The sequence below is a fragment of the Sphingomonas sp. MJ1 (PH-R8) genome (assembly GCF_048058635.1).
Lineage (GTDB): Bacteria > Pseudomonadota > Alphaproteobacteria > Sphingomonadales > Sphingomonadaceae > Sphingomonas.
Window position 1 is genome coordinate 124,704 of the sequence record NZ_JBBEFX010000002.1, and the last position, 16,304, is coordinate 141,007.

Consider the following 16,304-nt stretch of genomic DNA (forward strand, 5'->3'; position numbering starts at 1 on the left):
TCTGACGATACATTGAAGCGCCGCCCTTGCGGCCCGAGATTCCCGGGTTCATCCGGGATCTTCGAAGGTGGAGAGAATTTCGATGCGCGCCGAAGCGCAAGCCCATGTCGACAAGATCAACGACGCGCTGGCGCTGTTGCGCCGCTTCCTCGACTGGGACCGCGCGCTGCGCCGCCTGGACGAGCTGAACGCGCGCGTCGAGGACCAGAGCCTGTGGAACGACCCCAAGGCCGCGCAGGAAGTGATGCGCGAGCGCCGGCGGCTGGACGAGGCGATCACCGCGACCCGTGCGATCGAGGCGGAGCTGTCCGACACGGTCGAGCTGATCGAGATGGCCGATGCCGAGGGTGACGCCGAGATGGCGGACGAGGGCACGCAGAGCCTGGCCCAGCTGGCGGAACGCGCCGAGCAGGACAAGGTGAAAGCGCTGCTGTCCGGCGAGGCGGACGCCAACGACACCTATATCGAGATCAACTCGGGCGCCGGCGGTACCGAGAGCCAGGACTGGGCGGGGATGCTGCAGCGCATGTACACGCGTTGGGCCGAGCGGCGCGGCATGAAGGTCGAGCTGATCGACTATCATGCCGGCGAGCAGGCGGGCATCAAGTCGGCGACGCTGCTGGTGAAGGGCGAGAACGCCTATGGCTACGCCAAGACCGAGAGCGGCGTCCACCGGCTGGTGCGCATCAGCCCGTACGATAGCGCAGCACGGCGCCACACGAGCTTTTCGAGCGTGTGGGTCTATCCGGTGATCGACGACAACATCGACATCGAGATCAACGAGAGTGAGCTGCGCATCGACACGTACCGCGCGTCGGGCGCGGGCGGTCAGCACATCAACACGACCGACTCGGCCGTGCGCATCACCCACCTGCCGACGGGCATCGTGGTGCAGTGCCAGAACCAGCGTTCGCAGCACAAGAACAAGGCCGAGGCGTACAACCAGCTGCGCGCGCGCCTGTACGAGCGGGAGCTCGCCGAGCGCGAGGCGGCCGCGAACGCACAGAATGCCACCAAGACGGACATCGGCTGGGGTCACCAGATCCGTTCCTATGTCCTCCAGCCGTACCAGCTGGTGAAGGACCTGCGCACGGGCGTGACCTCGACCGCGCCGGGCGACGTGCTCGACGGCGCGCTCGACCCGTTCATGGCAGCGGCGCTGTCGCAGCGCGTGACCGGCGAGACGGTCGAGGTGGAGGACGTCGACTGATCGTGGGGCGGGTCTTGCCTGGGCTGGATAGGCGACGCACGGCATGGGCCGGGGCGGCGGTGGCGGCGTGCGCCCTGCTGCTGGGCGCCTGCGATGCGACCGAGCCCAAGCTGCCCGAGCGCAAGTCCGAGGCGAAGGCTTCCGACTTTCCGGCGGCCGACCGGCCGGTGGCGACCATCGTGTCCGCGCGCTGGTCGACCGAGGAAGCGCGCGACCGGCTGAACGAGGCCGAGGAAGTGATGGACGGCGCCGGCATCGCCAAGGGGATGACAGTCGCCGACATCGGCGCGGGCGAGGGCTATTACACGATCCGCCTGACCCAGCGGGTCGGCCCGGACGGCCGGGTGCTGGCCGAGGACATCGTGCCCGAAGTGCGCGACGCGCTGGCGCAGCGCGTGGCGCGCGAGCGGCTCGACAACGTCAGCGTACGGCTGGGCAAGGCGGACGACCCGCGGCTGCCCGAGGCGAGCTTCGACCGGGTGCTGATGGTGCACATGTACCATGAGATCGCCGAGCCCTATGCGTTCCTGTGGCACCTGCGGCCGTCGCTAAGCCCGGACGGGCTGGTCGTGGTGGTGGACGCCAACCGCGCCACGCAGAACCACGGAACGCCGCCGGCGCTGCTGCGCTGCGAGTTCGAGGCGGTGGGCTATCGACAGGTGTCGATGCGGCCGATGCCGTCCGCGGGCGGCTATCTGGCGACCTTCCAGGCGGTGGGGCCGCGGCCGGAGCCCAGCGCGATCCGCCCGTGCCGGCTGAACCCGCCAGCGCCCAAGGCAGGCTAGGCTTCCGTACGCGCAGCCGCTACGCCGGCAGCATGCAGCAATATCTCGACCTGATGCAGCGCGCGCTCGACACGGGCGTGGAGACGATGGACCGCACCGGTGTCGGCACCCGTTCGGTGTTCGGCCACCAGATGCGCTTCGACCTTTCGGCGGGCTTCCCGGTGCTCACCACCAAGAAGCTGCACCTGCGCTCGATCATCGTCGAGCTGCTGTGGTTCCTGCGCGGCGACACCAACGTGCGCTGGCTGCAGGAGCGCAAGGTCAGCATCTGGGACGAGTGGGCCGACGAATCGGGCGACCTCGGCCCCGTCTATGGCAAGCAGTGGCGCGACTGGGAGACGGCCGATGGCCGCCACCTGGACCAGATTGCCGAATTGATCGCGACGCTGAAGGCGAACCCGGCGTCGCGGCGGATGGTGGTCTCCGCCTGGAATCCCGGCGACCTGCCGGCCATGGCGCTGGCGCCGTGCCACTGCCTGTTCCAGTGCCATGTCGCCAACGGCAAGCTGTCGCTGCAGCTCTATCAGCGCTCGGCCGACATCTTCCTGGGCGTGCCGTTCAATATCGCCAGCTATGCGCTGCTGACCCATATCCTGGCGGACCAGTGCGGGCTGGAGGTCGGCGAGTTCGTGTGGACGGGCGGCGACTGCCACCTCTACCTCAACCACCTGGACCAGGCGCGCGAGCAGCTGTCGCGCACGCCCACCGCGCTGCCGCGGCTGGAAATCCTGCGCCGGCCGGACGGCATCGACGGCTATGAGCTGGAGGACTTCGTGCTCCACGACTACCACGCGCAGCCGCACATCAAGGCGCCGGTCGCGGTATGATCGTCTTCCACCTGGCGCGGGCCGACAATGGCGTGATCGGGCGCGACGGGCAGCTGCCCTGGCACCTGCCGGCCGATCTCAAGCGGTTCAAGGCGGGTACCATGGGCAAGCCGATGGTGATGGGCAGGAAGACGTTCGAGAGTTTCCCGAGCCCGCTGCCGGGGCGGCGGCACATCGTGCTGACGCGCGACCGCAGCTGGCATGCACCGGGTGCCGAGGTGGCGCAGGATCCGGAGGCGGCGCTGGCGCTCGCCGGCGATGGCGAGGTGGCGGTGATCGGCGGGGCGGAGGTGTTCGCGCTGTTCCTGCCGCATGCCGATCGGATCGAGCTGACCGAGGTGCATGCTGCACCCGAGGGGGATGCGGTGGTGCCGGTTTTCGAGGGCTGGCGCGAGGTGGCGCGGGAGGACTTTCCGGCCGAGGGCGCGCGGCCGGCGTATAGCTTTGTAACATTGGCGCGGTAGCCAGGCCGCGAACGGTAGCGCGGGGTACCCTGGGCTCCTGCCTGCGCAGGAGCACGGCAGGTTCGGAGCGCGGCCGCCGTTGACGCGCACATGGTTTGCCTGCGCGTCGGCTTTCCCTATAGCGCAGGGCATGGAGCGGCTGGACGGCAGCTCGGCGGTCCCCGCAGGGTTGCGGGGCGGGATCGTCGCGCTCGGCAATTTCGATGGTTTCCACCTCGGGCACCAGGCGGTGGTGCGCCGGGCGGTGACGCGCGCGCATGCCGAGGGCCGGCCGGCGATCGTCGCCACCTTCGATCCGCACCCGATCCGCCACTTCCGGCCCGATGCCGCGCCGTTCCGCCTGACGACGCTCGACCAGCGCGAGCGGCTGTTCGCCGAAGCCGGCGCCGATGCGATGCTGGTGTTCCGGTTCGATGCCGCGCTCGCGAGCCTGTCGGCCGCGGCGTTCGTGGAGGAGCGGCTGCGCGGGCTGGCGGGGATCGGCGGCGTCGTGACGGGCGCCGACTTCACCTTCGGCAAGGGGCGCGACGGCAATGTCGCGGTGCTGGCGGCGCTGGGCGCGGCGCAGGGGTTTTCCGTCGACACGGTGGCACCGGTCGAGGACGGGGGCGAGCCGGTCTCGTCCAGCCGCATCCGCGCGTTGCTGGAGGGGGGCAAGCCTGCGGAGGCCGCGGCGCTGCTGACCCGGCCGTTCGCGATCCAGGGCGTGGTGGAGCCGGGCGCGCGGCTGGGGCGGGAGCTGGGTTTCCCGACCGCCAACCTGACGCTCGGCAGCTATCTGCGCCCCGCCTATGGCATCTATGCGGTGCGCGGGCGGCTGGCGGACGGGCGCGTGCTCGACGGGGTCGCGAACCTGGGCATCCGGCCGATGATCGAGCCGCCGTTGGAGCTGCTCGAGCCGTATTTCTTCGACTTTTCCGGGGACCTGTACGGGCAGCGGATCGAGGTCGCGCTGATCGACTATCTGCGGCCGGAGTGGCGGTTCGACGGGCTGGATGCGCTGAAGGCGCAGATCGCGCGCGATTGCGAGGATGCGCGCGCGGTGCTGGCGGGGCAGGGGCGCCCATAGCGCACCGCGCGGGCAGGGGCCTAGAGGTATCCGGCGTCGCACTTTGTTGCCCTGGGCTCCTGCCTGCGCAGGAGCACGACCGGGGCACAAAGATCCCGCGAAGGCAGCTGGCCAATATCGGTGATTCCGAAGAACAGCGCGCCCTATCGTAGCGCTCCCAACTGGGCCCCGGCCTCCGCCGGGGTACGAGCGTGGTGATGACGCCCTTAGGCGGCGCGGCGCATTTCCAGGCGCCCCCAGATCTCGACCAGCGCGTCGGTGAGTTCGCGCATCATCGACTCGTCATGGGCGGGGCCGGGGGTGAAGCGCAGGCGCTCGGTGCCGCGGGGCACGGTCGGGAAGTTGATCGGCTGCACGTAGACGCCGTATTCGGCGAGCAGGATGTCGCTGACGCGCTTGGCCTTGACCGGATCGCCGACCATCAGCGGCACGATGTGGGTGGTCGAGTCCATCACCGGCAGGCCGGCGTCGCGGAACATCGCCTTGAGCTTGGCGGCGGCGGCCTGCTGGCCCTCGCGCTCGACCGAGGACGCCTTGAGGTGGCGGACGCTCGCGAGCGCGCCCGCGACCAGCACCGGGGACAGCGAGGTCGTGAAGATGAAGCCGGGCGCATAGCTGCGGATCACGTCGATGATCGTGCGATCGGCCGCGATATAGCCGCCCATCACGCCGAACGCCTTGCCGAGCGTGCCCTCGATGATGTTGAGGCGATCGGCGACGCCGTCCCGCTCCGAAATGCCGCCGCCGCGTGCGCCGTACATGCCGACGGCATGGACTTCGTCGAGATAGGTCAGCGCATTGTACTTGTCGGCGAGGTCGCAGATTGCCGCGATCGGCGCGATGTCGGCGTCCATCGAATAGACGCTTTCGAACGCGATCAGCTTGGGCGCCTGCGGATCCGACTCGGCCAGCAGCTCTTCGAGGTGCTCCAGGTCGTTGTGGCGGAAGACCCGCTTCTCGCAGCCCGAGTTGCGGATGCCCGCGATCATCGAGGCGTGGTTGAGCTCGTCGGAAAAGATGATGCAGCCGGGCAGCACCTTGGCGAGCGTCGCCAGCGTCGCCTCGTTGGAGACATAGCCGCTGGTGAACAGCAGCGCGCCTTCCTTGCCGTGGAGGTCGGCGAGCTCGCTTTCGAGATCGATGTGATAATGGGTGTTGCCGCCGATGTTGCGGGTGCCGCCGGAGCCGGCGCCGACGTCGTGCAGCGCCTCTTCCATCGCGGCGATCACCTTGGGGTGCTGCCCCATCGCCAGATAATCGTTGGAGCACCAGACCGTGATCGGCTTGGGCCCGTTATGCCCGGCGAAGCAGCGCGCGTTGGGGAACATGCCCTTGTTGCGCAAAATGTCGATGAAGACGCGGTAGCGCCCCTCGGCATGGAGCCTGTCGATCGCCTGGTTGAAGACGCGGCTGTAATCGACCGCGCGAACGGTTTCGTCGCTGGACATGCCGGTCTGCATAACGACAGGACCCTTGTTTTTCTACTCTCAAAGCCTCGTTTAGAGCGAGCGGACCGTTCGATTACAGCAGTTTGATCTGGGTCAAGCCGAAGCGGGCGAGGGCAGGCCGGAGCAAGTCGATCCCCGGATCGGCGCCGGTGAACACCGCCGTGCCTTCGCCCGGAGCGTCGGGCCAGTCGGCGCCGTCGAGGAGATGGGCGACGCGCCGCGCGATGCCCTCGCCACCGTCGACGAACCGCACCGGGCGCCCGGCTGCTGCCTCCAGCCGGTCCGCCACCAGCGGGAAATGGGTGCAGGCGTTGACGATCACGTCGATCCGATCACCGCCGGGCTGGTCGAGCAGGCCCGCCAGCACGGCCCGATAGGCGTCGTCCTCCGCCTCCTCCCCGCGCAGCCGCGCCTCGGCAAGGGCGACCAGCGCGGCCGAGCCGTGGCGCAGGACGCGGCAGTCGGCCGCGAATCGGGTGGCCAGATCGTCGACATAGGGCTGGCGTACCGTCGCCTCGGTGCCGAGCACGCCGATGACGCGCGTGCGGCTCAACTCGGCCGCGGGCTTGATGGCCGGGACGGTGCCGACCACGGGCAGGTCGAGCGCGGCGCGCACCGCCGGCAGCGCGATGGTGGAGGCGGTGTTGCAGGCGATCACGATCAGGCGCGGCTGAAAGCGTTCTGCCAGCCGCCCCAGCAGCGCGGGGACGCGTGCGGCGATCTCCGCCTCGCTGCGGGTGCCATAGGGATAGCCTGCCGAGTCGGCTGCGTAGACGATCGGCGCGCGGGGCAGCAGCCGCTGGGTGGGGGCGAGCACCGACAGCCCGCCGACGCCGGAGTCGAAGAACAGAATCGGGCGGGAGTCGGGCATGCGGGGCAGATCCTTGCGCGCGGAGAGACGTTCCCGCTTTGATCGAGGTTGTTGCGCCCCGATACCGAAACGCCTAGCGTCGGGGCAACAGGGGTACGAAATCAGTCTTGCCAACCGACTTCTCATCGGCGCCGGCGCTTGGCGCAATGTTGCTCGGCTATCTGCTGGGCGCGATCCCGTTCGGGCTGCTGCTCGCGCGGTGGTTCGGTGCGGGCGACCTGCGTGCGATCGGATCGGGCAACATCGGCGCGACCAACGTGCTGCGCACCGGGCGCAAGGGGCTGGCGGCGGCGACGCTGCTGCTCGACGCCGCCAAGGGCACGCTTGCGGTGGTGCTGGCCGAATGGCTGTTCCCCGGCCATGGCCCGTTCGCCGCGGCGACGGCGTTCCTTGGCCATTGCTATCCCGTCTGGCTTGGCTTCCGCGGTGGCAAGGGCGTCGCGACGATGCTGGGCGTGGTGCTCGCGCTCCATTGGCCGAGCGCGCTGGTGTTCGCGGTCGTGTGGCTGGGGCTGCTCGCGCTGCTGCGCATCTCCTCGGTGGCGGGCATGACCGCCTGCATCTCCGCACCGGTGAGCGCCGCCTGGTTCGGGCAGTTCGACCTGGTCCTGCTGCTGCTTGGAATGGCCGCGGTGGCGCTGTGGAAGCATCGCGAGAATCTGGGGCGGCTGCTCGACGGCACCGAGCCCCGCGTCGGCAGCCGCAAGGGTGGCTGACGCCGACCCGCGGATCGATCGGCTCCGGCTGATCCGTTCCGCGAACGTCGGCCCCATCACCTATCGCCAGCTGGTTGCGCGCTTCGGCAGCGCCACCGCCGCCTTGGAGGCCCTGCCGCACCTGGCCGCGCGCGGCGGCGGGCGCGCGCCGGTGATCGCGTCCGAGGACGCAGTGCGGCGGGAGATCGCGCGGACCGAGCGGCTGGGCGCGCGCTATCTGTTCATGGACGATGCCGACTATCCGCCGCTGCTGGCGGAGATCGAGAATGCGCCGCCTGCGCTGATCCTGCGCGGGAGGCTGGCGCTGCTGGCGCGACCGTGCGTGGCGATGGTCGGCGCGCGCAATGCGTCCGCTGCCGCCTGCCGATTCGCGCGCCAGCTGGCGGAGGCGCTGGCAGGCGAGGGGATCACCGTCGTCTCCGGCCTGGCGCGCGGGATCGATACCGCGGCGCATGCGGGATCGCTCGGCGGCGGTACGGTGGGGGTGATCGCGAGCGGGATCGACATCGCGTTCCCGCCGGAGAATGCCGCGCTGCAGGAGGCGGTGGCGGAGCGGGGCCTGCTGGTCGCGGAGCAGCCGCCGGGGACGGAGCCACGCGCGCGGCACTTTCCGTATCGCAACCGGATCATCGCCGGACTGTCGCAGGGAACGGTGGTGGTGGAGGCGGCGGCCAAGTCCGGATCGCTGATCACCGCGCGCCTCGCGGCGGAAGCAGGGCGCGAGGTGATGGCGGTGCCCGGCAGCCCGCTCGACCCGCGGGCGCAGGGCTGCAACCTGCTGATCCGGGAAGGGGCGACGCTGATCCAGTCGGCAGCTGACGTGGCCGAGATGCTGCGCCCGATCGATCCGCGCAGCGTCCGCTCACCGGGCAGCCGGTATGCGGCCGAGCCGGTCGCCGAGAATGCCGGCGAGCCAGAACGGCGGCGGGTGACGGACTTGCTCAGCCCCGTGCCGGTGCCCGTGGACGAGCTGGTCCGCCAATCCGCGCTTCCCGCAGCCGTGGTGCAGATCGTGCTGCTGGAGCTGGAGCTTGCGGGACGGCTGGAGCGGCACGCGGGCGGGCGGGCGAGTCTGGCGGGCTGAGGCAAGGTCAGCGACGCGTCGCCGGGCGCGGGAGTGTCACATCAGGAGCGAGGACGGCGGGCGTCGTCCTCAAGGGCGGTGCCGCCGCCCATGCCCATGCCGCCCATGCCTCCTCCCATGCCGCCACCGCCGCCACCACCACCACCGCTGCCGCCGCGCTCGCCTTCCTTTCCGCGCGCCCCGGAACTGGCCGGACGGCTGGGGCCCTGGAGCGGCATGGCGAGGTCGGCGGGGATCGGATCGAGGCCCAGCGCCTCCCGGATGAAGTCGCGCAACGCCACCACCAGCGCATGGGTGTGGACCGGATGGCCGGCGACGAGTTCCTCCACCGCCTGCCGGGCCAGGCGGACGTGCTGCTCGGTCCCGAGCAGGATGATGTCGGAAAGCGCCGCCTCGACGGCGTCGCGGATGCGGCGGGTGCGCTCGGAGCCGGCGGCGCGCTCTGCCGTGAGGTCGAGCGCCGCCATCGGCTCGGTGGCGGTGCCGGCATCGCTGCGGCGGCGCAGGTCGCGCAGGTGGGTGGGATCGACGGTCAGGTCCCCGGTGAACGAGCCGCCGAGCGTCTTGTAGGCGGCGATCAGCGTGCGGAGCCGCTCGTTGATCTGCCGGTTCATGCGCTCCCGGCGCTGCTGGATGGTCATCATCATCACCAGCCGGGTGCCGACGCCGATCAGCGTGAAGAGCGCGAGCCCGACCAGCGTGGTGAGCACGCTGTGCCAGTCGGTGAAATCCAGATTGCGCACATCCTGCCTCCCGCGGCTGTCCCTGTGGTGGGGAACGCGCCGGTGGGAGGCTGGTGCCGGTCAGGCAGGGAGGACGGCGACGTTGTCGATCAGGCGGGTGTTGCCGATCCGTGCGGCGGCGAGCAGCCGCATCGGCTGGCCGGGAACAGGATCGCCCAAGGTCTCCGCATCGACCAGCGCGATATAGTCGGTCTCGAACCCGGCCTGGGCGAGCATGTCGCGGGCCTGGGAGAGCGCCTCGTCGGCAGCCCCGCCCTTTTCCAGCGTGCGCGCCGCGATGCCGAGCGCGCGGGGAAGGGCGACGGCACGCTGGCGCTCGTCCGGATCGAGGTAGAGGTTGCGGGACGAGAGGGCGAGGCCGTCGTCGTCGCGCTGGGTCGGCACGCCGACCACCTCGATGCCCAGATCGAGATCGGCCGCCATGCGGCGGATTACCGCCAGCTGCTGAAAATCCTTTTCGCCGAACAGGGCGACGTCGGGACGGACCTGGCCGAAGAGCTTGGCGACGACCGTAGCGACGCCGTCGAAGTGGCCGGCCCGATGCGCACCCTCCAGGATGTCGCTGACGCCGGACACCGAGACGGTGGTGGCGAAGCCCGCGGGATACATTTCTTCGACCGACGGCATCCACAGGACGTCGGCGCCTGCTTCCGTCAGCATGCGGGCATCCTGCATCTCGCGCCGGGGATAGCGGGCCAGATCCTCATTGGGGCCGAACTGCTTGGGATTGACGAAGATCGACACCACCACGCGGTTGGCGCGGCGACGCGCGGCATCGACCAGCGCCATGTGGCCGTCGTGAAGCGCGCCCATGGTGGGAACGAGGGCGACGCTTTCCCCTGCGGCGCGGTAAGAAGCCAGCGCGTCGCGAAGCGCGTCGAGCTGACGGATGGTTTGCACGGCCCAATAGCCTCCGGTAAGAATAGGAAGGCGGCCTTCTATGGGGGTGCCGCCACGGGATCAACACCATGGCACCAGCACCAGGGTACCAACAGGGGACAGCAGGCACCTTGAGCACGGCCTCAAACGGATTGCACGTCATCGTGTTTGCCAACGAAAAGGGCGGCACGGGCAAGTCGACGACCGCGGTCCACGTCGCGATCGCGCTTGCCGCCAAGGGGGCGCGGGTGGCGGCGTTCGACCTGGACCATCGCCAGCGCACGCTGGGTCGTTATCTGGACAACCGGGCGGAAACCGCGCGCCGGCAGGGCGGCACCCTGCCGATGCCGATCCATGCGACGCATGACGGCGAGAGCATGGACTTCTTCACCGACACGCTGGAGCGTCTGTCGGAGAATGCCGATTATCTGGTGATCGACACGCCGGGCCGCGACGATCCGTTCGCGCGCATGGCCGTGACCAACGCGGACACGCTCGTCACGCCGATGAACGACAGCTTCGTCGATTTCGACCTGATCGGGCAGGTGCACCCGGAGACGTTCAAGGTCACGCGGCCGAGCTTCTATTCGGAGCTGATCTGGGAAACGCGCAAGCATCGCGCCCGCGCCGATGGATCGACGATCGACTGGGTGGTGCTGCGCAACCGCCTGCAGCACATCGAGGCGCGCAACATGCGGCGCGTGTCCGAGGCGATCGAGCAGCTCTCCAAGCGCGTCGGGTTCCGGGTGATCCCGGGGCTGTCGGAGCGCGTGATCTATCGCGAGCTGTTCCCCAAAGGGCTGACCATGCTCGACAGCCGCGAGTTTGGTGCGATGGGGCTGAGCCACGTCGCCGCGCGCCAGGAACTGCGCGAGATGATGGCCGGGCTGGCGCTGCCGGACCCGGTCGTGCCTTCTGCCGCTGCTTGATGCTGAAGGTCCTTCTGGTCGCGGCGGTGCTGGTGGGGCTGTGGCTCTACCTGCGCCCGCGCAAGCCTGCGCTGACGGGCGAGGCCGAGGCGCGGCAGGTGCTGGGCGTCGGCCCGGACGCGGACGAGGCGACGATCCGCGCTGCCCATCGACGGCTGGTGGGCGCCGTCCATCCCGACCGCGGCGGATCGGCCGACCTCACCCGTCGGGTGAATGCGGCCCGCGACGTGCTGCTCGGCCGGTTGCGACATTGAACTTTCCGCGGCGTCGCGCGATCTGACGCCACCGAATTCCAGGGAGAAAGCCATGAGCCACGTCTTCGACCCCACCTCGCTGCGCGAATATGACATCCGCGGGGTGGTCGGCAAAACCCTGGGCGCGGCGGACGCGACCGCGATCGGCCGCGGCTTCGGCACGATCGTGCGCCGCGCCGGCGGCACCCGCGTGGCGGTGGGCCGCGACGGCCGCGTGTCCTCGGTCGAGCTCGAGGCGGCGCTGGTCCAGGGCCTGACGCAGAGCGGTGTCGACGTGGTGCGGGTCGGCCTGGGGCCGACGCCGATGCTCTATTACGCCGAGGCGACGCTGGAGGTCGACGGCGGCATCATGATCACCGGCAGCCACAACCCGGCCGACTACAACGGCTTCAAGATGGTGCTGCAGCACAAGCCGTTCTTCGGCGAGGACATCCAGAAGCTCGGCCGCATGGGCGCCGAGGGCGACTGGCAAGAGGGCGAAGGCACCGTCAGCGACTATGACATCGAGGACGCCTATGTCGGGCGCCTGATGGCAGGCTACGCCGGCGGCGCGTACCGGATCGGCTGGGATGCCGGCAACGGTTCGGCAGGCCGGGTGATCGAGAAGCTCACCGAGCTGCTGCCGGGCGAGCACCACCTGCTGTTCACCGACATCGACGGCCGCTTCCCCAACCACCATCCCGACCCCACCGAGGAAAAGAACCTGGCGGCGCTCAAGCAGCTGGTGGCGGACAAGAACCTCGACTTCGGCATCGCCTTCGACGGCGACGGCGACCGTATCGGCGCGATCGACGGCACCGGCCGGGTGATCTGGGGCGACCAGCTGCTGTCGATCCTGGCCGAGCCGGTGCTGAAGGAACTGCCGGGCGCGACGATCATCGCCGACGTGAAGGCGAGCCAGGCGCTGTACGACCGCATTGCGGAGCTGGGCGGCGAGCCGCTGATGTGGAAGACGGGTCACAGCCTCATCAAGACCAAGATGAAGGAAACCAACTCGCCGCTCGCGGGCGAGATGTCGGGCCACATCTTCTTCGCGCACGATTATTACGGGTTCGACGACGCGCCGTATGCGGCGGTGCGGCTGATCCGCGCGGTGCACATGATCGGCAAGTCGATGACCGAGATCCGGTCTGCAATGCCCGAGATGATCAACACGCCGGAAATGCGTTTCCAGGTGGACGAGAGCCGCAAGTTCGCGGTGGTCGACGAGATCCTGGAGCGGCTGGAAGCGGCCGGCGCGGACGTCAATCGCACCGATGGCGCACGCGTCAACACGCCCGACGGCTGGTGGCTGCTGCGCGCGTCCAACACTCAGGACGTGCTGGTGGCGCGCGCAGAAGCCAAGAGCCAGGAAGGGCTCGACCGGCTGATGGCGCAGATCGACGAGCAGCTGGCGCTGAGCGGGCTTCAGCGCGGGCCGCAGGCGGCGCACTGATCGGGTGCGGGCCGGGCGAGGGCGCCCGGCCCGCTGCCTGTCGCGGCAAGCGGCGAGCGGTCTGGAACGCGCGGGCTGGCAATTCGCGCCCGGCTGCCCCATTTCGGGGCCATGGCTTCCCCCCAGATCGTTCGCGTCATCGACCTCGAAACCACCGGCAACGCACCCCCCGCGCATGGGGTGTGCGAGATCGGCTGGCAGGATGTGGCGCTGGGCGAGGACGGGCGCTGGGAACTGGTGGGCGAGGGCGGATCGCAGCTCGTCAATCCGGGCCGGATGATCCCGCCCGTCACCCAGGCCATCCACCATATCCTGGACGAGCAGGTCGCCGACGCGCCCTATTGGCATGACGTCGCGCGGCGGGTGCTCGATCCCTATCCCCGCCGGATCGCGCTGGCGGCGCACCGGGCGGATTTCGAGCAGAAGTTCTGCACGGCGCCGCTGACCCATGGCGCCGACTGGATCTGCACCTGGAAATGCGCGCTGCGGCTTTGGCCGGACTCGCCGGGCTTTTCCAACCAGATGCTGCGCTATTGGCGGCGGCCGCACGGCATCGAGCATGAGCGCGGCCTGCCGGCGCATCGCGCTTTCCCGGACGCCTATGTGACCGCATTCCACCTGCGCGACATGCTGAACGAAGCGAGCATCGCCCAGCTGATCGAATGGTCGAACCTGCCCGGGCTGCTGCCGCGCGTGCGTTATGGCCCGGACCGGGGGCGTGAGTGGACGGAGATCGACGACGATTCGCTCGACGGCTTCCTGTCCGACCGCGACGAGGACGTGCGGTACACCGCCGAGCAGGAGCTCGCGCGGCGGCAGAACGGTGGCGCGGTCGGCCGTACGCGCGAGGATTGGCTGCTGCTGTAGGTACGCAAGGCCTTCTGGCCGGCCGGAGCGCTAGAGCCGCTAGGTTCCCCCAACTGGGCCCCGGCCTTCGCCGGGGTACGATGAAGGGTGAGGGCGAGTGTGCCGCCCGGCGTTCAGCGGCGGCCGGCGATCAAGGTGCGGGTGCCTTCCAGAGCCATGCCGTAGACCAGGTGCGAGGCGAGGCCGTAGCCGTGGCTGGCGAGCGACGCCTGCCATGGGCCGGGCGCCAGGCCCGCGGCCGGGACGGCGGCTTCGTCGACCAGCAGCGAGGTGACAAGGCCATAGGCGCCGCCGAAACCCCGGCGAGTGGCGGGCTGATATTCCGCGAGCACGCCGTAGATGCCGCCCAGGACTGCTCCGACCAGATAATGAACCGCCTGACCGGCGGCGGCGCGGTTCGGCTCGGCGACCGGGTGGCCGGTCGCGGCCCGGCTGACGCGGTCGGCGGCCTTCACTGTCGCGGGATCGTCCTCGCTGTCGGAGGGCATGAGGCGGGCGGCGGCAGCCTGGAAGCCGGCCATGGCGGCCGAGGCAACGACCCCGGCGGCGATGCCGGCAACGAGGCCGAGGAAGGGGCGGGGAGCGGTGTCGGCCATGCGGCGTCCTTTGCTGGAGGCTGTGGCGACAACGAGCGTTCGCGCGAACCGCTCCCTGGCCGCATCAATAGGGGACGCGCTCGGCCTTCAGACGGTGGGCGGCGAGCTGCGCCTGGACGCTGTCCTTGCCCGCGAGATGGCCGGCGCCGACCGCGACAAAGACGGTGCCGGGCTTTGCCATGCGATCCGCGATCCAGCTGGCCCAGCGGACGTTGCGGTCGAGCAGCAGGATCTTGGCCACTTCCGGGGTCGCGTCGAGCCCCTCGTTCATCGTCTCGGCAAGGGCGTCCGGATCGCCGGCCGACCACTGGGCCACCATCTTGCCGACTTCCTTCTCGGCATCGGGCAACTGCTTGATGGTGTCGGTGAGGAAGGCGATCTGGGACTTTTCGGACAGGCTGTCGAAATAGCCGAACTGCTGTTCGAGGGTTTCCAGGCCCGTCACGCGCTTGCCCGCCTGCTTGGCGGCGGCGGTGAGCGCCTGTTCGGCGCCGCTGTTGGGATCATAGCCGGCCTTCACCAGCTTGAGCACCGTCAGGTTGGTGGCCGCGAACCACGGATCGAAGCGGTCGAAGCTCGCCGCCGGCACGCCGACATCGGCGAGCGCTGCCAGATAGGCCTTGCGGGTGTCGGCGGGCAGCCGCTCTTCGAGGCCGGGACCGGTGGGGTTGATGGCGGTTGCGATCAGTGCCTTCTGCACCGCCTGTGGATCGGGAAGCACGATCTCCTGCACCAGCTCGTCGCTTCGGTCGAAGGCGGTCTTCACCGCCTCGTCGAACCAGCTGAGGCCGGGTTTGAGCAGATGGATGGTGCCGAAGAGGTAGATGGTGGTGTCCGCGTCCTTCACTACCCAGAGGGCGGGATCGGCATCGACCGTCTGCGCCTGGGCGGCGGGTGCGGCCGCCTGGTGCGCGGCGAGCGGCGTCGTCCAGGCGGCAAAGGCGAACAGGCCGGCGGCACGCAGCAGGGTCTTGATCATCCGGTTCTCATCCTTGGGCGACGGGCCTGTGTTGCGCCCGAGCGGGCGGGCTGTGTCAAGCATCGGCGGGAAGATCGGCCTCGGCATAGCGCCGGGCGATGACGGCACAGGCGAGCAGCTGGAGCTGATGGAAGATCATCAGCGGCAGGATGAGCGCGCCGACCTGGGCTGCCGGGAACAGCACGCCCGCCATGGGCACGCCCGAGGCGAGGCTCTTCTTCGACCCGCTAAAGACGATCGCGATCTCGTCCGCGCGCGAGAAGCCGAGGCGGCGCGCCAGCGTGCGGGTGGCGAACAGCACCACCGCGAGCAGCAGGCAGCAGACGATCGTGACCAGCACCAGCTGCCACACGGGGACGCGGTGCCACAGCCCCTCGATCACCGCGGCGCTGAAGGCGGTGTAGACGACGAGCAGGATCGAGCCGCGGTCGACCGTGGAGACCAGCGGCTTGTGCCGTTCGATGAAGCCACCGACGAGCGGCCGGGCGAGATGGCCGACGACGAAGGGGAGCAGCAGCTGGAGCGCGATCTCCTCGATGGCGGCAAGCGAGTCGCCGCCGCTGGCGGACACGCCCATCAGCAGCGCGACGAGCACGGGCGTGATGAAGATGCCGGCGATGTTGGAAAGCGACGCGCTGCACACCGCCGCGGGGACGTTGCCGCGGGCGATGGCGGTGAAGGCGATCGACGACTGGACCGTGGAGGGCAGGAGGGTGAGGAACAGCAGCCCTTGCGCGAGTGCCGGGGAGAGGAACCACGACGAGCCCCACTCCACGCCCAGCCCCAGCAGCGGGAACATCAGGAAGGTGGCGGCGAACACGACCAGGTGGAGCCGCCAAGCGGTGAGGCCGGCGACGATCGCCGCGCGCGACAGCTTGGCGCCGTGGAGGAAGAAGAGCAGCGCGATCGCCGCCTGCGTCAGCAGGGCGAAGCCGTCCGCCACCCGGCCGCGGCAGGGAAGCAGCGTCGCCACCAGCACGGTCGCGATCAGCAGCATGCTGTAGCGGTCGATGCTGGCGGTGAGTCGGCGAAGGAGCGGCGGGCGGGGCGAGGAGTCCATGCGGGCCTCCCTACCGGAGAGTATCCCGGGCGCCGAGCGGATTCCGGATGACTAACCAAACAGGTACAAAGTGCTTGACATCGTCACG

Annotated in this window: 18 protein-coding genes; 11 read left to right on the plus strand and 7 right to left on the minus strand. The window is 69.7% G+C overall.

Translation table 11 applies throughout. The annotated features are described in order from the left end of the window. The first annotated feature begins 82 nt into the window (after positions 1–82). The 5 genes from prfB to VPH46_RS02260 all read left to right on the plus strand — a co-directional run bounded on the left by prfB (position 83) and on the right by VPH46_RS02260 (position 4,355). A complete protein-coding gene (prfB, locus tag VPH46_RS02240) occupies positions 83–1,210 on the plus strand; it encodes a peptide chain release factor 2 (protein WP_129341626.1) in 1,128 nt (375 codons plus the stop codon). A gap of 59 nt (positions 1,211–1,269) precedes the next feature. Continuing rightward, the gene (locus tag VPH46_RS02245; RefSeq protein ID WP_416608520.1) at positions 1,270–1,995 is read left to right on the plus strand and encodes a class I SAM-dependent methyltransferase; all 726 of its coding nucleotides are present in this window, start codon (positions 1,270–1,272) and stop codon (positions 1,993–1,995) included. A 32-nt stretch (positions 1,996–2,027) separates the two neighbouring features. Next, entirely contained in the window at positions 2,028–2,822 is a 795-nt protein-coding gene (locus VPH46_RS02250; protein ID WP_416608811.1) for a thymidylate synthase, read from the plus strand. Then, positions 2,819–3,286, plus strand: coding sequence for a dihydrofolate reductase (locus VPH46_RS02255; RefSeq protein WP_416608522.1), 468 nt, complete (start codon positions 2,819–2,821; stop codon positions 3,284–3,286). Before VPH46_RS02250 ends, VPH46_RS02255 begins: the two co-directional genes overlap by 4 nt. A gap of 130 nt (positions 3,287–3,416) precedes the next feature. Continuing rightward, entirely contained in the window at positions 3,417–4,355 is a 939-nt protein-coding gene (locus VPH46_RS02260; RefSeq protein ID WP_416608524.1) for a bifunctional riboflavin kinase/FAD synthetase, read from the plus strand. A gap of 206 nt (positions 4,356–4,561) precedes the next feature. Here the strand turns inward: VPH46_RS02260 and hemA are convergent, their stop codons facing one another. Continuing rightward, positions 4,562–5,803: a 5-aminolevulinate synthase gene (gene hemA, locus VPH46_RS02265; RefSeq protein ID WP_416608526.1), complete on the minus strand. Its 1,242-nt coding sequence runs from the start codon at positions 5,801–5,803 to the stop codon at positions 4,562–4,564. Positions 5,804–5,876: 73 nt separating this feature from the next. After that, the gene (gene murI, locus VPH46_RS02270; protein WP_416608528.1) at positions 5,877–6,674 is read right to left on the minus strand and encodes a glutamate racemase; all 798 of its coding nucleotides are present in this window, start codon (positions 6,672–6,674) and stop codon (positions 5,877–5,879) included. Between the two features lie 146 nt (positions 6,675–6,820). Here murI and plsY point away from each other — a divergent pair, with 146 nt between their 5' ends. Both plsY and dprA read left to right on the plus strand, forming a co-directional pair. Continuing rightward, positions 6,821–7,390 (plus strand): glycerol-3-phosphate 1-O-acyltransferase PlsY, encoded by a 570-nt coding sequence (gene plsY / locus VPH46_RS02275; protein WP_416608530.1) that lies wholly within the window; start codon positions 6,821–6,823, stop codon positions 7,388–7,390. Beyond that, positions 7,383–8,474, plus strand: a complete 1,092-nt coding sequence (gene dprA / locus VPH46_RS02280; RefSeq protein ID WP_416608532.1) for a DNA-processing protein DprA — start codon at positions 7,383–7,385, stop codon at positions 8,472–8,474. Before plsY ends, dprA begins: the two co-directional genes overlap by 8 nt. Before the next feature lie 41 nt (positions 8,475–8,515). On the opposite strand, the gene VPH46_RS02285 is transcribed toward dprA, so the two are convergent. Both VPH46_RS02285 and panC read right to left on the minus strand, forming a co-directional pair. Continuing rightward, positions 8,516–9,217 carry a hypothetical protein gene (locus tag VPH46_RS02285; protein WP_416608534.1) on the minus strand — a complete coding sequence of 234 codons (702 nt, stop codon included), beginning with the start codon at positions 9,215–9,217 and terminating at the stop codon, positions 8,516–8,518. Between the two features lie 60 nt (positions 9,218–9,277). After that, positions 9,278–10,117, minus strand: a complete 840-nt coding sequence (gene panC, locus VPH46_RS02290) for a pantoate--beta-alanine ligase (RefSeq protein ID WP_416608536.1) — start codon at positions 10,115–10,117, stop codon at positions 9,278–9,280. Between the two features lie 68 nt (positions 10,118–10,185). Here panC and VPH46_RS02295 point away from each other — a divergent pair, with 68 nt between their 5' ends. The 4 genes from VPH46_RS02295 to VPH46_RS02310 all read left to right on the plus strand — a co-directional run bounded on the left by VPH46_RS02295 (position 10,186) and on the right by VPH46_RS02310 (position 13,581). Continuing rightward, positions 10,186–11,025, plus strand: a complete 840-nt coding sequence (locus VPH46_RS02295) for a division plane positioning ATPase MipZ (protein WP_416608538.1) — start codon at positions 10,186–10,188, stop codon at positions 11,023–11,025. After that, complete coding sequence (locus tag VPH46_RS02300; RefSeq protein ID WP_416608540.1) at positions 11,025–11,279, plus strand: J domain-containing protein; 255 nt, start codon at positions 11,025–11,027, stop codon at positions 11,277–11,279. Before VPH46_RS02295 ends, VPH46_RS02300 begins: the two co-directional genes overlap by 1 nt. 52 nt (positions 11,280–11,331) lie before the next feature. Then, positions 11,332–12,714, plus strand: a complete 1,383-nt coding sequence (gene pgmG, locus VPH46_RS02305) for a phosphoglucomutase/phosphomannomutase PgmG (protein ID WP_416608542.1) — start codon at positions 11,332–11,334, stop codon at positions 12,712–12,714. Positions 12,715–12,825: 111 nt separating this feature from the next. After that, entirely contained in the window at positions 12,826–13,581 is a 756-nt protein-coding gene (locus VPH46_RS02310) for an exonuclease domain-containing protein (protein ID WP_125961747.1), read from the plus strand. A 113-nt stretch (positions 13,582–13,694) separates the two neighbouring features. Here VPH46_RS02310 and VPH46_RS02315 read toward each other — a convergent pair whose 3' ends face one another. The 3 genes from VPH46_RS02315 to VPH46_RS02325 all read right to left on the minus strand — a co-directional run bounded on the left by VPH46_RS02315 (position 13,695) and on the right by VPH46_RS02325 (position 16,216). Then, on the minus strand, positions 13,695–14,177 hold the full coding sequence (locus VPH46_RS02315) for a DUF1440 domain-containing protein (protein ID WP_416608545.1): 483 nt from the start codon (positions 14,175–14,177) through the stop codon (positions 13,695–13,697). A 64-nt stretch (positions 14,178–14,241) separates the two neighbouring features. Then, positions 14,242–15,156 carry a TraB/GumN family protein gene (locus VPH46_RS02320; RefSeq protein WP_416608547.1) on the minus strand — a complete coding sequence of 305 codons (915 nt, stop codon included), beginning with the start codon at positions 15,154–15,156 and terminating at the stop codon, positions 14,242–14,244. Positions 15,157–15,211: 55 nt separating this feature from the next. Further along, positions 15,212–16,216 carry a bile acid:sodium symporter family protein gene (locus tag VPH46_RS02325; protein ID WP_416608549.1) on the minus strand — a complete coding sequence of 335 codons (1,005 nt, stop codon included), beginning with the start codon at positions 16,214–16,216 and terminating at the stop codon, positions 15,212–15,214. Between the last annotated feature and the right edge of the window lie 88 nt (positions 16,217–16,304).